This window comes from Streptomyces sp. iso_384 (genome assembly GCF_056172905.1).
Genome location: NZ_JBWBTT010000001.1, coordinates 2,597,379 through 2,616,584, shown reverse-complemented (window position 1 = coordinate 2,616,584; position 19,206 = coordinate 2,597,379). Strand labels below are relative to the sequence as shown.

The following is a 19,206-nucleotide window of genomic DNA, read 5'->3' as shown; positions in this document are numbered from 1 at the left end:
GGGGAAGTGCCGGACGCCGTCCGGCAGGCGGGAATGTGACGACATGCCCTAGGGCAGGCTACCCGCGCCGTGCCGCTCAGCGGCCGCGCAGCCGCCGTACGAGGATGCTCGCGTCGCCCCGGGACTCCAGGTCGGCCAGGACCACCGCCACCGCCTCGCGGACGATGCGGCCGCGGTCGACGGCGAGGCCGTGTTCGCCGCGCAGGACGAGCCGGGCGTGTTCGAGGTCCATCAGCTCCTCGGCGGAGACGTAGACCGTGATCTTCTCGTCGTGGCGTTCCCGGCCGCTGGGGCGACGGTTCGCGCCGCGTCCGCCGCCGCGCCTGCGCTGCTGCTGGACTGCCGGGGGCTGCTCGGCCGGGGCCGCGGCGGGCGCGGGGCGCTCACCGGGGGCGGCCTTGGCGGCCGGCGGGCGCTCGGTCTCGGCGCGGCCGCGCGGGTCGCCGCCGTCGGTGTCGGCCGCGGCGTGCTCCTCGTGGTCGGCGGACGGGGTCCGGCCGGAGGGGTCGCTCTCCCCGGCGGGTGCGGGCACCCGGGGTTCGCCGTTCGCCTTGCGCCGCCGCTCCGCCGGGGAGGACGACTGGAGGCCCATCCCGCCTCCGGTGGTGCGGAACAGTTCGTCGGCCCCCGGCAGACTCACTCGGCGTGACACCGGGCGAGCACCTCCCTGGCGAGCTGGCGATAGGCGGCTGCGCCGACCGAGTTGGAGGCGTAGGTGGTGATGGGCTCACCGGCGACCGTGGTCTCCGGGAAGCGGACCGTGCGCCCGATGACCGTGTGGTAGACGTGTTCGTCGAAGGCCTCGACGACGCGCGCCAGGACCTCACGGCTGTGCACCGTACGGGAGTCGTACATGGTGGCGAGGATGCCGTCGAGCTCCAGCTCCGGGTTGAGCCGCTCCTGGACCTTCTCGATGGTCTCGGTGAGCAGCGCCACCCCGCGCAGCGCGAAGAACTCGCACTCCAGCGGCACTATGACCTTGTGAGCGGCCGTCAGGGCGTTCACGGTGAGCAGGCCGAGCGAGGGCTGACAGTCGATCACGATGTAGTCGTAGTCGGCCATCAGCGGCTTCAGGGCGCGCTGGAGCGTGGACTCGCGGGCCACCTCGCTGACGAGCTGCACCTCGGCCGCGGAGAGGTCGATGTTGCTGGGCAGCAGGTCCATGTTGGGGACCGCGGTCTTGAGCAGGACGTCGTCGGCCGCCATGCCCCGCTCCATGAGCAGGTTGTAGACGGTGAGGTCCAGCTCCATCGGGTTGACCCCGAGGCCGACGGAGAGCGCGCCCTGCGGGTCGAAGTCGACGAGCAGGACCCGGCGTCCGTACTCCGCGAGCGCGGCGCCCAGGTTGATGGTCGACGTGGTCTTGCCGACGCCGCCCTTCTGGTTGCACATCGCGATGATCTTCGCGGGGCCGTGGTCGGTCAGGGGGCCCGGGATCGGGAAGTACGGCAGCGGCCGTCCGGTCGGGCCGATGCGCTCGCGGCGCTGACGCGCGGCGTCGGGCGCGAGGGTGGCCGCGTACTCCGGATCGGGCTCGTACTCGGCGTCGGGGTCGTAGAAGTGCCCCTCGGGCACCTCGGCGAAGTCGGCGAAGCGGTCGGTGTCCCGGCTGCTCTCGTTGCCGGCCGTGGCGTTCACGTGTAGGCCGTCCATCATCTGGGGGGCTGTCGTCATGTGCTGTTGGGTGGCGAAGGTGCGGACCGCGACGGAGCCGACAGCTTCGAGCCCGATCGGGCTCAGACCCCGTGCAGGCATCCCTGGTTGACCACCCCCAGGAGTAATTGTCGACTCATTCACAAGTCGTCTTACCTCCTTGGACGTGACCAGGAAACTTATCGATAGGTCAGCGTGGCACCATGCCGACGATTGGCGACTCTATGGCGTGTCACCGGTCCGCAGCAACACAATCCGCCGGACCCGGCCCGATGTGTCGGCAATCGAACGCCTCGCTGTCAAGGGTGCACAGCGGCCAAGCCGCACATTTCACCGCAGCACGAAACGGGTAAAGGGTTACGTTCGGCGCGAGTTGCGCAAGGGCCTCACAGGGCCCGATACACGTCCGGCCGGACCTTGCTCGGCAAGGTCCGGCCGGAGTCCCGATGTTGACGAAAGGAGTTGACCCGTCAGCCGAGGAGCGTGCTCAGTTCGACGTGCGGGAGGTCGTGCGCCTCGGCCACCTCGCGGTAAACGACCTGGCCCTCATGGGTGTTGAGACCCTTGGCGAGCGCGGCGTCGCGGCGCAGCGCGTCGGCCCAGCCGCGGTTCGCGAGCTCCACGATGTACGGCATCGTCGCGTTGGTGAGCGCGTAGGTGGAGGTGTGGGGCACCGCACCGGGCATGTTGGCGACGCAGTAGAAGACCGAGTCGTGGACCTGGAAGGTCGGCTCGGCGTGGGTCGTCGGACGCGAGTCCTCGAAGCAGCCACCCTGGTCGATTGCAATGTCGACAAGTACACTTCCGGGCTTCATCTTGGCGACGAGCTCGTTGGTGACCAGCTTCGGGGCCTTGGCTCCGGGGATCAGCACGGCGCCGATGACGAGGTCGGCCTCGACGACGGCCTTCTCCAGCTCGAAGGAGTTGGAGACGACGGTCTGCACCCTGGTGCCGAAGATCTTGTCGGCCTCGCGCAGCTTGTTGATGTCGCGGTCGAGCAGCGTGACGTGGAAGCCGAGGCCCACGGCGATCTGGGTGGCGTTCCAGCCGGAGACGCCGCCGCCGATGACGACGGCCTTGCCGGCCGCCGTACCGGGCACGCCGCCGGGCAGCACGCCGCGGCCGCCGACCGAGCGCATCAGGTGGTACGCGCCGACCTGCGGGGCGAGGCGGCCCGCGACCTCGGACATCGGGGCGAGCAGCGGGAGCGCGCGGTTCGCGGTCTCGACCGTCTCGTAGGCGATGGCGGTGGTGCCGGAGGCCAGCAGCGCGTCGGTGCACTCACGGGAGGCGGCGAGGTGCAGGTAGGTGAAGAGCGTCTGGTCCTTGCGGAGGCGGTGGTACTCCTCGGCGACCGGCTCCTTGACCTTCAGCAGCAGGTCGGCGGCGGCCCAGACCTCGTCGGCGGTGGCCAGGATCTGCGCCCCGGCGGCGACGTACTCCTCGTCCGGGATGGACGAGCCGACGCCGGCGTCGTGCTCGATGACGACCTGGTGGCCGTGACGGACGAGCTCATGCACTCCGGCGGGGGTGATCGCCACCCGGAACTCGTTGTTCTTGACTTCGCGGGGGATGCCGACCTTCACGTCGATCACGGTCCTTGGCTCGGAGGGTTACCCGGGCACAACGGAGCACACCCGGACATATACATCATAAATGGAGACGCCACGGAGGAACGCGGCAGAGCCAGTCTAATGAAGGACTTCGCGCTGTCTAGCCTTACAAAGCTTTATTTTTCTGTCGAAGCACTACGGATTTCGCAGGCTGAAGCCTCCTCACCCAGCAATCTGTCGGCCGCGCCCCGGTGCAGCCCCGCCGCCGCGGGGTCTCCGAGCCGGTCCAGGGTGTCGGCGAGCCGCAGCTGCAGCGCCGCCTGAAGCCGCACGTCACCGGCGCGCCGGGCCAGCTGGACGGCCTCCCGGCAGGTCTGGAGCGAGTCGTGCGGCCGGCCCGCGTACTCCTGGACCCGGGCGGCCTCGCTGAGCGCCCGCGCCCGGGCCGCCGGATCGCCGAGCCTGCGGTGGCCGGAAGCGGCGGCCCGCCAGTTCCGCAGCGCCTCGCCGTAGCGCCCGGCGTACGTGTGGACGGCCCCGAGCCGACCGTAGAGCCGGGCCTCGTCCGCGCGCTCCCCCTGGGTCAGCCGCTGGGAGAGCGCGCGGCCGTACCAGTCGGCGGCCCGGTGGTAGTCCCCCAGCTCCTCGTACGCGCCGCCTACGGATTCCATCGCGCGGCCGGTGGCGTACAGGTCCTTCGCCGCCTTTCCGGCGTCCAGCGCGGCACGGTAGCGGGTCAGCGCCTCCCGGGTGCGGCCGGTGCGGGCGTCCAGGTCGGCGAGGTTCAGCAGGGCGGCCGCCTGTTCGCGGGGCAGCTCGCGGCGGAGCGCCACGTCCAGGACGAGGCCGTGCAGCCCGTACAGCTCGGGGGCCGCCTCCTCCGTGCCCCGGTGCGCGGCCAGCGCCCGCACCAGGGCGGCCACCAGGCGTCGGGCCAGGGTGTCGAGCTCGCCGTCCGCCACGGCGAGCCGGGCCGAGGCGAGCAGGGCGGGCTGGCGGACCCGCAGCCAGGCGCCCGCCTCCTCGGCGCTCGGGAAGCGCAGCGAGCGGGGCAGTCCGGCGAGCTTGCGGCGGGCGGTGGAGCCCTCCGGCTCGGTGATCGCCCGGCAGGCCTGGAGCCGGCGAACGGTCCGCTCCAGCATCCGGGCGCGGGCCAGCTGGATCTCGCCCGGCCGGTCCCGGTCCTCCAGGAGGGCCGACAGCATCGGGGCGAGGCAGCCGGGCACCGCGTACTGGGGGTGGGCCGCGCCGTCCGTCCGCAACAGCCCGAGCTTCACGAAGTCGTCGAGCGTGGAACGGGCGGCCGAGACCGAGCAGCCGGCCAGCGCGGAGGCCGCGTGGGCGTCGACGAGTCCGGCGGGGGCGAGGGCCAGCAGGCGCAGTATCCGGGCGGCGGCCTGCGGCAGGGAGTCGTGGACCAGCCGGAAGACCCGGGCCAGCGGGCGGGCTCCGGTGGGCTGCTCGCCGGAGTCGGGCAGCTCGTGCAGCTGCCCCGCGACATCGGCGACCGAGGCCATGGGGTGGGCGGCGAGCAGGCCGCCCACCAGGGCGAGCGCGGCGGGCTGTCCCCCGCACTCCTCGGCCAGGGTCTCCGCGGTGCGGGGGTCGACGGTGATGCGGACCTGGCCGATGGTGCGGGCCAGCAGCCGCACCGCCGCGCCCTTCTCCAGTCCGCCGAGGGTGCAGGGCCGCACGTCGGGGATGCCGGTGAGCGGTCCGGTCGCGGTAGCGAGGACCAGGCAGTCCGGGTTCTCCGGGAGCAGCGGGTCGACCTGTTCGGCGTCGGCCGCGTCGTCGAGCACCAGGACGAGTCGGCGTACCGCGAGGGCCTCGCGGACCATCTCGGACAGCTCGTCCTGATCGGCGCCGGGCGGGACCGCCACTCCGAGGAGGCCGAGGATCTCGCCCGCGGTGCGTTCGGTGGGGACGCGTCCGCCGCCGGGATCGGTGAGGCCGACCCGGAGCACTCCGTCGGGGTAGTCGCCGGAGCCCGTACCGGGAACGGCCCAGGGCAGTGCGCCGGTCGCGCTCGCGGCGGCCCCGGCGGCGTCGGTTCCGGTGAGCGCTCCGGCCAGCTCCTCGGCGAGGGCGCTGCGCCCGGATCCGGGGCGTCCGGCGATCAGCAGCACCCGGGCGCGGGGGGCCTTGCGGCCGGCCAGGGTGTCGAGACCGGCGCGCTCGATGTCCGCCCGCAGAGCCTTCAACTCGCGTTCACGGCCGAAGAATCGGGGTGGGGCGGCGCCGGACGGCTCCTCGGTCCCCGGGGCCTTTGCCGGGCCGCTGGTGTCCACCGCCTGATCGGTCACGAGCCACGCTCCACTTCGCTGCACGCGGTGCCCGCCGGAGCTCCGGTCGGGACCTTTCGAGCGTAGTTCAGCGACGGGGACGATCACTGCGGAGCGGGGCGGGACCGGCCCCGACATCCCCCGATCGGATCAGCATTTCTTCATTTAGTCATTTCTTCAGATGGGCCGTCAGGCCGTCGGACCCCAGCCCGTCGGACCGTCAGGCCTCGAAGGGGCGGGCCGGCCAGGGCGCCTCGGCCGGGCGCAGCGAGTCGACGCCGTCGCCCGCGCGTACGGCGGTGAGCGCGAGCACCCCGACGACCAGGCAGTTGTTGTGCACGTCCCCCGCGATCACCGAGCGGACCAGCTCGGCCAGCGGCACCCGGGCGTGCTCCATGTCGGCCTCCTCCTCGGAGACCGCGTACCGCTCGCCCTCCGCCTCGGAGAGATCGCGCGCGAGGAAGATGCGCACGGCCTCGTCGCAGCCGCCGGGCGTGGTGTAGACGTCGGTCAGCACCCGCCAGTCCTCGGCCTTGACGTGCGCCTCTTCGTACAGCTCGCGCTGGGCGGCGTGCAGAGGGTTCTCGCCGGGGATGTCGAGCAGTCCGGCCGGGATCTCCCAGAGCCGGTGGCGTACCGGGTGGCGGTACTGGCGCAGGACGATGACCCGGTCCTGGTCGTCGATGGCGAGGACGGCGACGGAGCCCGGGTGGACCTGGTAGTCACGGCCGTGGACGGATCCGTCGGGCATCACCACCTGGTCGGTGCGGACGCTGGTCTTGTTGCCGGTGAAGGGGGTGACGGTCTCGGTGACCTGCCACTCCTCGGGCGTGTCCTGGATACCCATGTGCGTCCTCCCGCGAACAGAACGAAAAACCGGGGCACGGCATCCGTGAAGGATCCGTACCCCGGTCAACCGTAATGCCTCGGAACTACTCGCCCGCGCCGACCTTGCGTGCGACGGCGGCCTTCACCAGACCCGCGAAGAGCGGGTGCGGGCGGGTCGGGCGGGACCGCAGCTCCGGGTGCGCCTGGGTGGCGACCAGATAGGGGTGCGTCTCGCGCGGGTACTCGACGTACTCGACGAGCTTGTTGTCCGGGGAGGTGCCGGAGAAGACCAGTCCGGCCTTCTTCTCCAGCTCGGAGCGGTAGGCGTTGTTGACCTCGTAGCGGTGGCGGTGGCGCTCCTCCACGTACGGCTCACCGGCGTAGGCCTCGCGCACCAGCGAGCCCTCGGCGAGCTTGGCCGGGTAGAGGCCGAGCCGCATGGTGCCGCCGAGGTCGCCCGCGCCCTCGACGAAGGCGAGCTGCTCCTCCATCGTCGAGATGACCGGGTGGGAGGTGGCGGCGTCGAACTCGGTGGAGTTGGCGTCGGGGATCTCGGCGAGCGAGCGGGCCGCCTCGATCACGATGCACTGGAGGCCGAGACAGAGGCCGAGCAGCGGGACCTTGTTCTCGCGGGCGTAGCGGATGGCGCCGACCTTGCCGTCGACACCGCGCTCGCCGAAGCCGCCCGGGATGCAGATCGCGTCGACGTCGCCCAGGTGCTCGGCGGCGCCGGCGGCGGTCCGGCAGTCGTCGGAGGTGACCCACTTGACCTTGACCCGGGCCTTGTTGGCGAAGCCGCCGGCGCGGATCGCCTCGGTGACCGAGAGATAGGCGTCGGGCAGGTCGATGTACTTGCCGACCAGCGCGACGGTGACCTCGTGGTCGGGGTTGTGGACCCGGTCCAGCAGGTCGTCCCAGGTGGTCCAGTCGACGTCGCGGAACGGCAGGTCGAGCTTGCGCACGACGTAGGCGTCCAGGCCCTCGGTGTGCAGCACCTTGGGGATGTCGTAGATCGACTTGGCGTCGATCGCGGCCACCACGGCGGCCTCGTCGACGTCGCACATCAGCGAGATCTTGCGCTTGATGGCGGTGGGGACCTCGCGGTCGGCGCGCAGCACGATGGCGTCCGGCTGGATACCGATGTTGCGCAGGGCGGCCACCGAGTGCTGGGTGGGCTTGGTCTTCAGCTCGCCGGAGGGGCCGATGTAGGGCAGCAGCGAGATGTGCACGACGAAGACGTTGTCCCGGCCGACCTCGTGGCGGACCTGGCGGACGGTCTCCAGGAACGGCAGCGACTCGATGTCGCCGACCGTGCCGCCGACCTCGGTGATGACGACGTCCACGTCGTCGGTGGCCATGCGGCGGATGCGGTGCTTGATCTCGTTGGTGATGTGCGGGATGACCTGGACGGTGTCGCCCAGATACTCACCGCGCCGCTCCTTGGCGATGACCTGGGAGTAGACCTGGCCGGTCGTCACGTTGGCGGAGCCGTCGAGGTTGACGTCGAGGAAACGCTCATAGTGGCCGATGTCCAGGTCGGTCTCGGCGCCGTCGTCGGTGACGAACACCTCGCCGTGCTGGAAGGGGTTCATCGTGCCGGGGTCGACGTTGAGGTAGGGGTCGAGCTTCTGCATGGTGACCCGCAGGCCCCGTGCCTTGAGCAGGGCACCCAGGCTGGAGGCAGTCAGACCCTTGCCGAGGGAGGAGGCGACACCCCCGGTGACGAAGATGTGCTTGGTCGTCGTGGATGTGGGCTGCATAGCCAAAGGGGGCTCCCGTGGTCGCGGTTCTGAGGTGCGTACCGGCAGCCGAACCGGAGATTCCGGGGGCGCCGTCGCTGCGGTTCGGGGGCCTCGTGCGCTGTCGCGAACGACCACCGGTCCACGGGCTACCAGGGTAACAGCGACGACGGGAGGCTGCTTCCGGCCACACCCTGCACAAGGGCGTCACACCTTCACCTCAGGCACTCCACGTCCCACCCGATCAGCTCAGAGATGTTGCGGGGACCGTCGCGCGGATCTTCGTGGTGCGTCGTATCCTGCTCAAACACTCGCTGCCGAGACGGCCGGGCGGCGGCACCACCCAGACCGCCCACCCGGTACAGGAACTCGTCGGATCTTCCCGGGTGAGAGACCCTACGACCCCCTTGACCCGCAGTAAGCGCCCTTTGACGGGGCGACATGGCCGTTCGACTGGAGACGCACGTGGCCGGGCGCATCGAGGATTACGCACTCATCGGAGACATGCAGACCGCTGCCCTGGTCTGCCGGGACGGCACAGCCGACTGGCTGTGCCTGCCCCGCTTCGACTCGCACGCCGTCTTCGCGGGGCTGCTGGGCACCGAGGAGCACGGCTTCTGGCGCCTGGGCCCCGCGAGAGCGGAAGGAACAGAACCGGCCTTCGCCGACCGGCGGCGCTATCGCGGCGACTCCCTCGTCCTGGAGTCGGAGTGGGACACGCCGCGCGGCACCGTACGCGTGACCGATTTCATGCCCCCGCGTGACGGTGCGCCGCAGCTGATCCGGATCGTGGAGGGCGTCAGCGGCCGGGTGCCGATGCGCTCGGAACTGCGGATGCGTTTCAGCTACGGCCGGGTGACGCCCTGGGTGCACAAGGTGGACAACCGTACGGTCGCCGTCGCCGGGCCGGACTCGGTCTGGCTGGACACCGAGGCGGAGACGTACGGCAAGAACCTGACCACCTACTGCGACTTCACCGTCGGCCCCGGCGACCGGGTGGCGTTCACGATCAGCTGGCAGCCCTCGCACCACGAGCCGCCGGCCCTCCCGGAGCCGGAGAACTCGCTGGAGGCGACGGAGAACTTCTGGCGTGAATGGGTCGATCAGTGTACGTACCACGGGCCCTACCGGGAGGCGGTCGTCCGCTCCCTGATCACGCTGAAGGCCCTGACGTACGCGCCGACCGGCGGCATCGTGGCGGCCCCGACCACCTCTCTCCCGGAGGAGATCGGCGGCGTACGGAACTGGGACTACCGCTACACCTGGCTGCGGGACGCCGCGATCACCCTCTCCTCGCTGCTGCGCACCGGGTACCGGGAAGAGGCCCGGGCCTGGCGCGAGTGGCTGCTGCGGGCGGTGGCGGGCGACCCGGAGAACCTCCAGATCATGTACGGCATCGCCGGTGAGCGCGAGCTCGGCGAGGCGGAGCTGGACTGGCTGCCCGGTTACGAGAACTCCGGCCCGGTCCGCGTCGGCAACGGCGCGGCCAACCAGCTCCAGCTCGATGTCTACGGCGAGGTCACCGAGGCGCTGCACCTGGCGCACATGACGGGTCTCACCCGCAACGACTACGCCATGGGCCTCCAGCTCAAGCTGATCGAGTATCTGGAGAAGCACTGGGAGGAGCCCGACGAGGGCATCTGGGAGGTGCGCGGCCCGCGCCGGCACTTCGTGCACTCCAAGGTGATGGCCTGGGTCGCGGTCGACCGCACGATCAAGCTGGTCGAGTCCGGTGACGTCGAGGGCCCGCTGGAGCGGTGGTACCAGCTGCGCGACGACATCCACCGGGATGTCTGCGAGCGCGGCTACGACAAGGAGCGCAACACCTTCACCCAGTCCTACGGGTCGAAGGAGCTGGACGCCTCGCTGCTGCTCATCCCGCAGATGGGCTTCCTGCCGCCGGACGACAAGCGGGTCATCGGCACGATCGAGGCGATCCAGCGGGAGCTGTCCACGGAGGACGGCTTCATCCTGCGCTATCCGACCGAGGGCGAGGACGCGGGCGTCGACGGTCTGGCGGGCGACGAGGGCGCGTTCCTGGCCTGCTCGTTCTGGATGGCCGACGACCTGGCGATGATCGGCCGGGTCGACGAGGCGCGCCAGCTGTTCGAGAAACTGCTGGCGCTCCGCAACGACCTGGGCCTGCTGGCCGAGGAGTGGGACTCCAACCTCCAGCGCCAGGTCGGCAACTTCCCGCAGGCGTTCAGCCACGTCCCACTGATCGACACGGCCCTGCGGCTGACGGCGAGCGGCGCGTACGTGGGCTGAGCCCTCACCCGACCGCCCATCGCGCCCCTCACGGCGCGGTGGGCGGTTCGGCTGTGTACGCCCGGTGCAGCGCCTGGAGGAACCGGGGCGCGGCGGGCAGGTCGGTGGTGCCGATCCGGTGAACCGCCACGCCCGGGGTCCAGGAATTCATGACGGCCGCGCCGGCGAGGGCGGGCAGGTCGTCGGGGGTGATCGCGGCGGTCCGCTGCTCGACTCCGATCCGGTCCAGCTGTCGGCGGACGACGCCCATCATGGTGCCGGTCAGGACGGGGGCCTCGGGCCACACCACCGCCTCGCCGTCCCAGAAGGCCAGGTTCCAGATGGTCGCCTCGCCGAAGCGGCCCGCGCGGTCCAGGAAGGCGGCGTCGTCGAAGCCGTCGGCGACGGCCTGCCGCAGGAGGTGGGTCTTGGCGACCTCGCCGACATGCTTGATGTGCGGCAGGAACCGCTCGTGCCCGACCGCGGCGAGCGCCAGCGGGCCGCCGGGGCCGGTCGACGGGGGCCCGGTGCGTACCAGCAGCGCCAGGTCCGCTTCGGCCGCGGTGAACTCGCCGGCCGTGGAGAAGACCGTGGCCGTCAGCGAGAGGTCGGCGGCCGGTGCGGCGGCGAGAGCGGTACGGAGGTGGGCGCGGACCAGGTCCTCGGGCAGGGCCCGGCCGAACAGCTCCACCGACGCGGAGCGCAGCCGTTCCAGGTGGAGGTCGAGGCCCCGGGCCCGGCCGTCGCGGATCTGTACGGCGGTGAAGTGGGCGTGGCCGGCGAAGGCGAGCGGGGCAAGGTCCGCGCTGGTCGTCGGCCGGCCGTTCAGGTGCGCGAGGTGCGGGGAAACTTCGTTCATGGTCCGGACGTTAAGGCTTGACACCGGTGACAAGGTCAAGCGGAGGGGCGGGGCGGGCATGCTGATCGGGGAGTTGTCGCGGCGCACGGGTGTCAGTGCGCGATCGTTGCGGTACTACGAGGCGCAGGGTCTGCTGGCGGCCCGGCGCGGGACGAACGGCTATCGCTCCTACGACGAGGACGCGGTCCTCACCGTGGCGAAGATCCGCACGCTGCTGCGGGCCGGTCTGTCCACCGAGGTGATCCGTGAGGTGCTGCCGTGCGCCGGGGGCGAGCGGCCGGAGTTCGACTGGTGTGCGGAACTGCGGGAGATCCTGGACGGGGAGCTGGCGGCGATGGACGCGCAGATCGACGAACTGCGGCGCAGCCGGGGGGCGTTGGTGGGGCTGCTGGGCGAGCGGTGACGGCGGTGGGCCGTCCGGCCCCGGGGCTCCCGGGGCCGGACGGTCCGCTCACTCGAAGGCCGCTGCCGCCTCCTTGAGCGCGGCGGCCACCGCCTCCGGCGCGTCGGGGCCCGGCGTTCGGCATCGCGTCCGGAGCGTCCACGGCGTCCGCGACGGCCTGAGCACGGCATTCGGGCCTCCCCTGCCATGCGCACCCCGGGCCCCGGGCGGTAGCGTCCTGAACAGGACGACCGCCCGGGGTACGGGCGTGGAACAAGGGGAAAGCGGGCCGGGTACGTGGAGAGCCACAGCGGAATCACCGTGCAGCGGGCGCTGGAGCTGCCGGGGCTGCGCGCCGGGCTCCCGGAGGTGGTGGCCGGCGCCGACCGGCTGAACCGTACGGTGCGCTGGGTGCACGCGGGCGAGGTCCCGAACATCGCCTCGCTCCTCAAGGGCGGCGAGCTGCTCCTGACCACCGGTCTGGGCCTGGGCGCCCGCCCCGCCGAACAGCGCGCCTTCGTCCGCCGCCTCGCCGACCGGGGCATCGCCGCCCTGGTGGTGGAGCTGGGCCCGCGCTTCGGCCGGCTGCCGGCATCCATCGTGGACGCCGCCCGCACGGCCGGTCTTCCGCTGGTCCAGCTGCACCGCGAGGTGCCGTTCGTCGCGGTGACCGAGGAGGTGCACACCGAGATCGTCAACGGGCACTACGCGCTGCTCCAGCAGGCGGAGGAGGTGCACCGGCGCGCCACCCGGGCACTGCTGGACGGGGGCGGGGTGCCGCAGGTCCTCGGGATCCTCGCCGACTTCACCGCCAATCCGGTCTTCCTGGAGACGCCCGACGGCCAGCTCCTGTACGCGGCGTCCACCGGGACCGGCCCGGTCGGCGCGGACCCGCTCCAGGTCTGGGAGGGCATGCGCGGAGACCGGGCGGCGCGGGAGAGCCCGCCGACCGGTGCGCTCCTGGTGGACGTGCCCGGCGGCGGGCCCGAGACCGGTTCGGTACGGGCGCGGCTGGTACTGCTCGCGGTGTCCGGGCCGCTGGCGACGGTGCACCGGATGGCGGCGGAGCGTGCGGCGGGGCTCCTCGCCGTCGTCCTGATGCAGGCCCGGCAGGAGGAGGAGCTGGCCGCCCGGGGCCGGGGCGACTTCCTCACCGACCTCGCGGAGGGGCGGATCGCCCCGGAGGACGCCCCCGCCCAGGCCCGGGTGCTCGGTTTCCGGCCCGGCGACACCCCGCTCCTCCCGGTGGTGATGCGGCTGGCCCCCGAGCTGTCGCCGTCGGGCAACTGGGCGCTGCTGGCCCGTGCGGTCCTGGAGGAGCTGGCCTCGGTCGGGGTGCCGGTGCTGCTCGGCGTACGGCCCGTGGAGGGGCGGGTTCCGCTGCTGCTGGGGCTGCGTTCGGAGGGCGAGCGCACGGCGGTCGCGGACCGGGTGGCGGCGGCGCTGCGGGCGGGCGTGGAGCGGGCCGGTCTCGACCGGGCCGGTTCGCAGCCGCCGGTGGTCGTGGTCGGTGTGCCGGGCGGCTGGGCCGCGGCGGGCGCGGGGCTGCGGCACGCGTCGGAGACGGCGACGGCCGCGCAGGGCCTGGACGACCGGCCCTGGTACGACGCCCGGCGGCTCGACATCGACCTGCTGCTGTGGCGGCTGCGCGACCATCCGGACCTGGCGGCGTTCGTGAACCGGGCGATCGGCCCGCTGCGCGAACACGACCGCACCTCGCGCCCGCCGTTGCTGCCGACGCTCCAGGCGTATCTGGCGCACGCGGGCCGCAAGGCGGAGACCGCCCGCGAGCTGCACCTCAACCGCCAGACGCTCTACAACCGCCTCGCCCGGATCGGCGAGCTGCTGGGCACGGACCTGGACGACCCGCAGACGGTGCTGGCGCTGAGCCTGGCGCTGCGGGCCCGCCGCCACACCGCCTGACCGGCCGGGGCACGCAACGACTCAGCGCGCCCGCCCCGTCGCCAGCGGCTGCGCCAACTCGTCGTAGACGCTGAGCACATGGGCGATCGTGTCGTCCTCGGTGGGCCAGCCCGCCGCCTGCACCCGTCCGGCCTCGGCGAGCCGGGCGCGCGCCGCCGGGTCGCCGAGCAGCCGCACGACCGTACGGGCGAGGGCCTCGGCATTGCCGTACGGCACCAGCTCGGCCGCGCCGCCGACCAGTTCGGGCACACCGCCGACCGCGGTGGCGACCAGCGGCACCCCGGCCCGCAGCGCCTCCTGCGCCAGCAGGGAACGGCCCTCCCACCGGCTCGGCAGCAGGGCCAGATCGGCGGCGGCCAGCAACTCCCCCACACCGTCCCGGCGTCCGATGAGGGTAACCGGCAACTCCTCGTCCCTGATCCGCCGTTGCAGGGCGCCCCGGTCGCGCCCCTCCCCCGCGATGACGAGCAGCGGCACGGGGTCCAGACGCCGCAGGACGCGGGCCGCGTCCAGCAGGGTGTCGAAACCGTGATGGGGTACGAGACTGCCGACAGCCATCAGCAACGGCCGGTCCACCGCGCCCAGTTCGGCCCGCACCTTGCCTTCGTCGCCGGCGGCGGAGGCGTCGGCCGGGCGCGGCGGCGGGACGGCGGCCGGGGCGAACCGGGCATCGCGCGCACCGCGCTCGCGCGCCCGGTCCACCAGGTCGGAGGAGGGCGCGAGGACCACGGACGCCGCCCGTGCGGCACGCCGTTCCAGCAGATGCAGGATCTGGCGGCGGGCGCCTTCCGCGTACCGCCGCGTGTGCCAGGTCATCACCAGGGGCACGGCGCGCCCGCTGAGGGCGAGGGCGGTGCGGGCGGCCGCGTGGAGCCCGTGGGCGTGGACGACGTCCGCGCCCGTGCAGGCGGCCCGCAGCGCGGCGACGGCGGCCGGGTCGCTGCGCCGGGGCACCGGAAGGAAGCGGGCCCCGGTCGCCGTGAAGTCGTAGGCGCGGTCCACGGCGGACGGGGCGCAGACGGTCACCTGCACTCCTCGCGCCACCAGCCCGGCGGCCAGCGAACCGACGTGCGCGCTGCTGCCCGCACTTCCGCCGCCCAGGACTTGGACCGTACGCAGCTGTGACACGTTGATTGGCTCCCCGGGGCTCCGGAGTCGGCGGTAAGGACAGCGCCAAGGATGCCAGTCCGTACGCGCGTTCCGGGACCGCCGTAACGTTGCTGCCCCACGCGCGGCGACAACCGACCGCACCGCATCACCCTCACGGGTGAACCCAAAGGCGCAAGGTTGCCGCCCGGTGGCCGCTGCCGAGCTCACCCGACCCGCTTCCCGCGCCCCCGCCGCCACGCCGGTCCGGCGCGGCGGCGCAGGAGCCCGTACACCCCGGCGGCGGCCACACCGAGCCGCCGGCTCACGGCCTCACCCGTCCGCGCGGGCCGTGGCCAGCAGCTCCTCCGCGTGGGCGCGGGCCGTCTCGGAGTCCTCCTGGCCCGCCAGCATCCGGGACAGCTCCCGGACCCGGTCCTCGCCCTCCAGGACGGTGACCCCGCTGCGGGTCACCGAGCCGTCCACGGTCTTCTCGACCAGCAACTGCCGGTCGGCGAAGGCCGCCACCTGCGGCAGATGCGTCACGACCACCACCTGCGCGGACCTGGCGAGCTTGGCCAGGCGCCGCCCGACCTCGACCGCCGCCTTGCCGCCGACGCCCGCGTCGACCTCGTCGAAGAGATACGTCGGTACGGGGTCGGAGCCCGCGAAGACGACCTCGACCGCGAGCATCACCCGGGACAGCTCACCGCCCGACGCGCCCTTGGCGATCGGCCGGGGCTGGGCGCCCGGGTGCGGGGCGAGCAGCAGTTCCACCTCGTCGGCGCCCGAAGGGCCGTAGACGACGCTCCGCCCGCCGATGTCGATCCCGGACGCCTCGTCCGCCGCCTCGGTCTGCCGGATGGCGAAGGAGACCCGGGCGTGCGGCATGGCGAGCGAGGCCAGCTCCTCGGTCACCGCCTCCGCGAACCGGGCGGCGGCCTCCGTACGCGCGTCGGTCAACGCCTGTCCGAGCACGGACAGTTCGGCGCGCAACGCGTCACGCTCGGCGGTCAGCTCGCCGATCCGCTCGTCGTCGCCCTCCAGCTCGGTGAGCCGGCCCGCACCCTCCTGGGCCCAGGCCAGCACGGCCGCGATGTCCTCGCCGTACTTACGGGTCAGGGCGGTCAGCGCGGCCCGGCGCTCCTCCACGGCAGCCAGCCGCAGCGGATCGGCCTCCAGCTGATCGGCGTACCCGGCCAGCTCGCCGGACACATCGGCGATCAGGATGGAGATCTCCCCGATCCGGTCCGCCAGCGCGGCCAGCGCAGGGTCATGGGCCCGGACCCCGTCCAGGGCCTGCCCGGCCGCGGCGACCACGGTGGTGGCGTCGACGCTCTCCGGATCCTCCGGGTTCCCCGCCAGCGCGGTGTGCGCGAGGGAGGCGGCGGAGGCGAGGGACTCCGCGTGCCCGAGCCGCTCCGCCTCGGCGGCCAGCTCGACATCCTCGCCCGGCAACGGCTCCACGGCCGCGACCTCGTTCAGGCCGAACCGCAGCAGATCCGCCTCCTGGGCCCGCTCCCGGGCCCGGGTGGTCAGCTCCTCCAGCTCGGTGGCGACGGCGCGCAGCCGCCGGTAGGCCGCCGCGTACTTGGCGTGCGGAACCTCCACACCGTCCCCGGCGTACCGGTCCAGGGCGCCCCGCTGCCGCGCGGGCTTGAGCAGCCCCTGCTGGTCGGTCTGGCCGTGCACGGCGACGAGTTCGTCCGCGAGCTCGGTCAGGACCCCCACCGGCACGGATCTGCCGCCGAGGTGGGCCCGTGAGCGCCCTTCGGCCGAAACGGTACGGCTGATGAGCAGCGCACCGTCGTCGAGTTCCGCCCCGGCCTCCTCGGCCCGCAGCGCCGCCGCGTCGCCCTCGGACACCGTGATCCGGCCCTCGACGACCGCGGCCTTGGCCCCGACCCGTACGAGAGCGGGGTCCGCGCGCCCGCCGAGCAGCAGCCCGAGGCTCGTGACGACCATGGTCTTGCCCGCGCCGGTCTCACCCGTGACCGCGGTGAAACCGGGTGACAGCTCCACCACCGCGTCGTCGATGACTCCGAGCGACCGTATCCGCATCTCCTCCAACACGGACATGACCTTACGAGGTCCCGGGCCGGACGCGCGACGGCCCCCGCTCCCGGATTCACTCTCCCGGGTAGGACGGGGGCCTCCGGCGCTCCCGGTGACCGTCAGTGGGGCGCGCCCCGCCACCCCGATACGGGCAGCGCGAACTTCGCCACCAGACGGTCGGTGAACGAGGCCTGGTGCAGCCGCGCCAGCCGTACGGGTACCGCACCGCGCCGCACCTCGACCCGGGCACCGGCGGGCAGCTCCACGGTCCGCCGGCCGTCGCACCACAGCACCCCGTGCGGGGTGTGCGGCTGGACCTCGACCGCGAGGACGGACCTGGGCGAGGTCACCAGCGGCTTGGCGAACAACGCGTGGGCGCTGATCGGGACCATCAGCAGCGCCTCGACCTCGGGCCAGACGACGGGCCCGCCCGCCGAGAAGGCGTACGCCGTCGAACCGGTCGGGGTCGCGCAGACGATCCCGTCGCAGCCGAAGCCGGTCACCGGACGGCCGTCGATCTCCAGGACCACTTCGAGCATCCGCTCGGGCGACACCTTCTGCACGGCCGCCTCGTTGAGCGCCCAGTCGGTGTGCACGACGTCGCCGTTGCTGTGCACGAGGACGTCGATCGTCATGCGCTCCTCGACCTCGTAGTCGCGGGTGACGACCCGGGAGACCACCTTGTCGAGGTCGTCGCGCTCCGCCTCGGCGAGGAAGCCGACGCGTCCGAGGTTGACGCCGAGCATCGGCACCCCGGAGGCGCGGGAGAACTCCGCGCCGCGCAGCAGGGTGCCGTCACCGCCGAGGACGATCAGCAGCTCGCAGCCGTCCACGGCGGCGGGGCTGGTGTCCGTGACGGTCTGCACGGTGTCCGGCAGCGGCAGATCGGCCGCCTCGGTCGCCAGGACCCGCACGCCGAGCCCGTTGCGCAGCAGACCCTGCACGACGAGCTCCGCGCTGCGGATCGCGGCCGGACGGCCGGTGTGCGCCAGAAGGAAGACTGTTCGTGCCGTATCGGTCGTCACATTCGTCGTCAACGAGGCCCCTCCGCCACTGCACGGTCGACATCCGCGGGATCCGGCTCAGGTGCGCCGGCCCGCAGCCACAGAAAGTACTCGACGTTGCCCGAGGGTCCGGGCAGCGGACTGGCCGTCACCCCGCGCACGCCGAGCCCGAGCGCCCAGGCCCGGCGCGCCACCTCCCGTACCGCTTCGGCGCGCAGTTCCGGGCTCCGCACCACTCCGCCGCTGCCGAGCCGCTCCTTGCCCACCTCGAACTGCGGCTTGACCATGAGGACCAGGTCCGCGTCGGGCGCGGCGCACCGGGCGAGGGCGGGCAGCACGAGGCCCAGCGGAATGAAGGACAGATCCCCCACCACCAGGTCGACCGCCTCCCCGTCGATGTCCTCCAAGGTCAACTCCCGTACGTTGGTACGGTCCTTGACGACGACCCGTTCATCGGACTGCAGCGACCAGGCGAGCTGCCCGTAGCCGACGTCCACGGCGACGACCTGCCGGGCCCCGGCCCGCAGCAGCACATCGGTGAACCCGCCGGTCGACGCCCCGGCGTCCAGCGCCCGCCGCCCCTCGACGGCCAGCCCGAGCGGCACGAAGGCGGCGAGCGCCCCGGCCAGCTTGTGACCGCCGCGCGAGACGTAGTCGGGGTCGTCGTCGTCCTTCGTGACGACGATCGCGGCGGCCGTCTCGACCTGGGTGGCGGGTTTGGTCGCGGTGGTCCGGCCCACGGTGACCCGCCCCGCGGCGATCAGCTGGCTCGCGTGCTCGCGCGAGCGGGCGAGCTTGCGGCGTACCAGCTCGGCGTCGAGGCGGCGACGTGCCACTCCTGCCACGTTGGGTTCAGCTCCTGTTGTCGTGACGCGTGTCGTGCGTGCGGTGCGAAGGCGTGGGTACGGGCCCGGGTGCGGCCGCCGGACGTTCGTCCAGCGAGGTCAGCTCGGACCGCAGCCCACGGTGTACATCCTCGTACACCTCGACGTGCCCGTCCGCCGGGAGGTGGTCCGCATCGGCCAGCCGCTCCAGCCGGGCGTCCACCGCGGCGTGACCGGTGGGGGTGCGCACGACACCGAGGGGCGTGGGCTCGGCGGGCTCGAAGGAGGGCCCCTCGGCGGCCGGCTCCACGGTCACCGGCTCGTCGGGCGTGCTCGCGGGCGGTGTCCCCGCCTCCGGTGTCCAGTCGCTCATGCCGAAACGCTACATCGACAGGCCGGTGTACCGTCGAGCACGATGGCGACCATGGCGGAGTGCCGCAGCGCACTCGACGAACTCTCCGACAACCTCGCGGCGGCCGAGGGCGATGTGCGCGGCGCCGCCGCCCTCGACCGCTCGCTGAGCTGTCACATCAGGGATCTGGACATCACCTTCACCGGCCGGCTGGCCGACGGCCGGATCACGGTGCGGGACACGGTCGAGGGACCGCCCCGGGAGAAGGCCGAGATCAGACTCGCGATGACGAGCGACGACCTGGTGGCACTGGTGAGCGGCGACCTGAACTTCGCGAAGGCGTGGGCATCGGGCCGCGTACGCCTGGAGGCAGGCTTCAGGGACCTGCTGAAACTGAGATCACTGCTGTAACGACT

At 72.8% G+C, this 19,206-nt stretch carries 16 protein-coding genes; 4 read left to right on the top strand and 12 right to left on the bottom strand.

Annotation, left to right across the window (positions count from 1 at the left end; genetic code table 11):
- Positions 1-76: 76 nt before the first annotated feature.
- From AC0VY3_RS11500 to AC0VY3_RS11475, 6 genes are all read right to left on the bottom strand, one after another.
- Positions 77-640, bottom strand: a complete 564-nt coding sequence (locus AC0VY3_RS11500; RefSeq protein ID WP_475551662.1) for a hypothetical protein — start codon at positions 638-640, stop codon at positions 77-79.
- On the bottom strand, positions 637-1,755 hold the full coding sequence (locus tag AC0VY3_RS11495) for a ParA family protein (RefSeq protein WP_003970030.1): 1,119 nt from the start codon (positions 1,753-1,755) through the stop codon (positions 637-639). The genes AC0VY3_RS11500 and AC0VY3_RS11495 overlap by 4 nt, the downstream gene beginning before the upstream one ends.
- Positions 1,756-2,123: 368 nt before the next feature.
- Positions 2,124-3,239 carry an alanine dehydrogenase gene (gene ald, locus AC0VY3_RS11490; RefSeq protein WP_475551661.1) on the bottom strand — a complete coding sequence of 372 codons (1,116 nt, stop codon included), beginning with the start codon at positions 3,237-3,239 and terminating at the stop codon, positions 2,124-2,126.
- Between the two features lie 143 nt (positions 3,240-3,382).
- Positions 3,383-5,512, bottom strand: a complete 2,130-nt coding sequence (locus AC0VY3_RS11485; RefSeq protein ID WP_475549544.1) for a tetratricopeptide repeat protein — start codon at positions 5,510-5,512, stop codon at positions 3,383-3,385.
- A gap of 199 nt (positions 5,513-5,711) precedes the next feature.
- Positions 5,712-6,338 carry an NUDIX domain-containing protein gene (locus tag AC0VY3_RS11480; protein WP_475549543.1) on the bottom strand — a complete coding sequence of 209 codons (627 nt, stop codon included), beginning with the start codon at positions 6,336-6,338 and terminating at the stop codon, positions 5,712-5,714.
- An 85-nt stretch (positions 6,339-6,423) separates the two neighbouring features.
- On the bottom strand, positions 6,424-8,079 hold the full coding sequence (locus AC0VY3_RS11475; RefSeq protein WP_030085836.1) for a CTP synthase: 1,656 nt from the start codon (positions 8,077-8,079) through the stop codon (positions 6,424-6,426).
- Positions 8,080-8,523: 444 nt separating this feature from the next.
- Between AC0VY3_RS11475 and AC0VY3_RS11470 the strand changes: the two genes are divergently transcribed.
- On the top strand, positions 8,524-10,326 hold the full coding sequence (locus AC0VY3_RS11470; RefSeq protein ID WP_103509813.1) for a glycoside hydrolase family 15 protein: 1,803 nt from the start codon (positions 8,524-8,526) through the stop codon (positions 10,324-10,326).
- Positions 10,327-10,354: 28 nt separating this feature from the next.
- Here AC0VY3_RS11470 and AC0VY3_RS11465 read toward each other — a convergent pair whose 3' ends face one another.
- Positions 10,355-11,164, bottom strand: a complete 810-nt coding sequence (locus AC0VY3_RS11465; protein ID WP_103509814.1) for an aminotransferase class IV family protein — start codon at positions 11,162-11,164, stop codon at positions 10,355-10,357.
- Positions 11,165-11,222: 58 nt separating this feature from the next.
- On the opposite strand from AC0VY3_RS11465, the gene AC0VY3_RS11460 reads away from it, so the two are divergent.
- Complete coding sequence (locus tag AC0VY3_RS11460) at positions 11,223-11,567, top strand: MerR family transcriptional regulator (protein ID WP_103509815.1); 345 nt, start codon at positions 11,223-11,225, stop codon at positions 11,565-11,567.
- Between the two features lie 276 nt (positions 11,568-11,843).
- A complete protein-coding gene (locus tag AC0VY3_RS11455) occupies positions 11,844-13,469 on the top strand; it encodes a PucR family transcriptional regulator (protein WP_475549542.1) in 1,626 nt (541 codons plus the stop codon).
- Between the two features lie 21 nt (positions 13,470-13,490).
- Here the strand turns inward: AC0VY3_RS11455 and AC0VY3_RS11450 are convergent, their stop codons facing one another.
- From AC0VY3_RS11450 to AC0VY3_RS11430, 5 genes are all read right to left on the bottom strand, one after another.
- Complete coding sequence (locus tag AC0VY3_RS11450; RefSeq protein ID WP_475549541.1) at positions 13,491-14,597, bottom strand: glycosyltransferase family 4 protein; 1,107 nt, start codon at positions 14,595-14,597, stop codon at positions 13,491-13,493.
- Between the two features lie 291 nt (positions 14,598-14,888).
- Complete coding sequence (gene recN / locus AC0VY3_RS11445) at positions 14,889-16,634, bottom strand: DNA repair protein RecN (RefSeq protein ID WP_103512677.1); 1,746 nt, start codon at positions 16,632-16,634, stop codon at positions 14,889-14,891.
- A gap of 95 nt (positions 16,635-16,729) precedes the next feature.
- Positions 16,730-17,635, bottom strand: coding sequence for an NAD kinase (locus AC0VY3_RS11440; protein WP_103512678.1), 906 nt, complete (start codon positions 17,633-17,635; stop codon positions 16,730-16,732).
- A gap of 8 nt (positions 17,636-17,643) precedes the next feature.
- Positions 17,644-18,459, bottom strand: coding sequence for a TlyA family RNA methyltransferase (locus tag AC0VY3_RS11435; RefSeq protein ID WP_103512679.1), 816 nt, complete (start codon positions 18,457-18,459; stop codon positions 17,644-17,646).
- 7 nt (positions 18,460-18,466) lie between these two features.
- The gene (locus tag AC0VY3_RS11430; RefSeq protein WP_103512680.1) at positions 18,467-18,811 is read right to left on the bottom strand and encodes a hypothetical protein; all 345 of its coding nucleotides are present in this window, start codon (positions 18,809-18,811) and stop codon (positions 18,467-18,469) included.
- A gap of 42 nt (positions 18,812-18,853) precedes the next feature.
- Between AC0VY3_RS11430 and AC0VY3_RS11425 the strand changes: the two genes are divergently transcribed.
- On the top strand, positions 18,854-19,201 hold the full coding sequence (locus AC0VY3_RS11425) for an SCP2 sterol-binding domain-containing protein (RefSeq protein WP_103512681.1): 348 nt from the start codon (positions 18,854-18,856) through the stop codon (positions 19,199-19,201).
- Positions 19,202-19,206 lie beyond the last annotated feature (5 nt).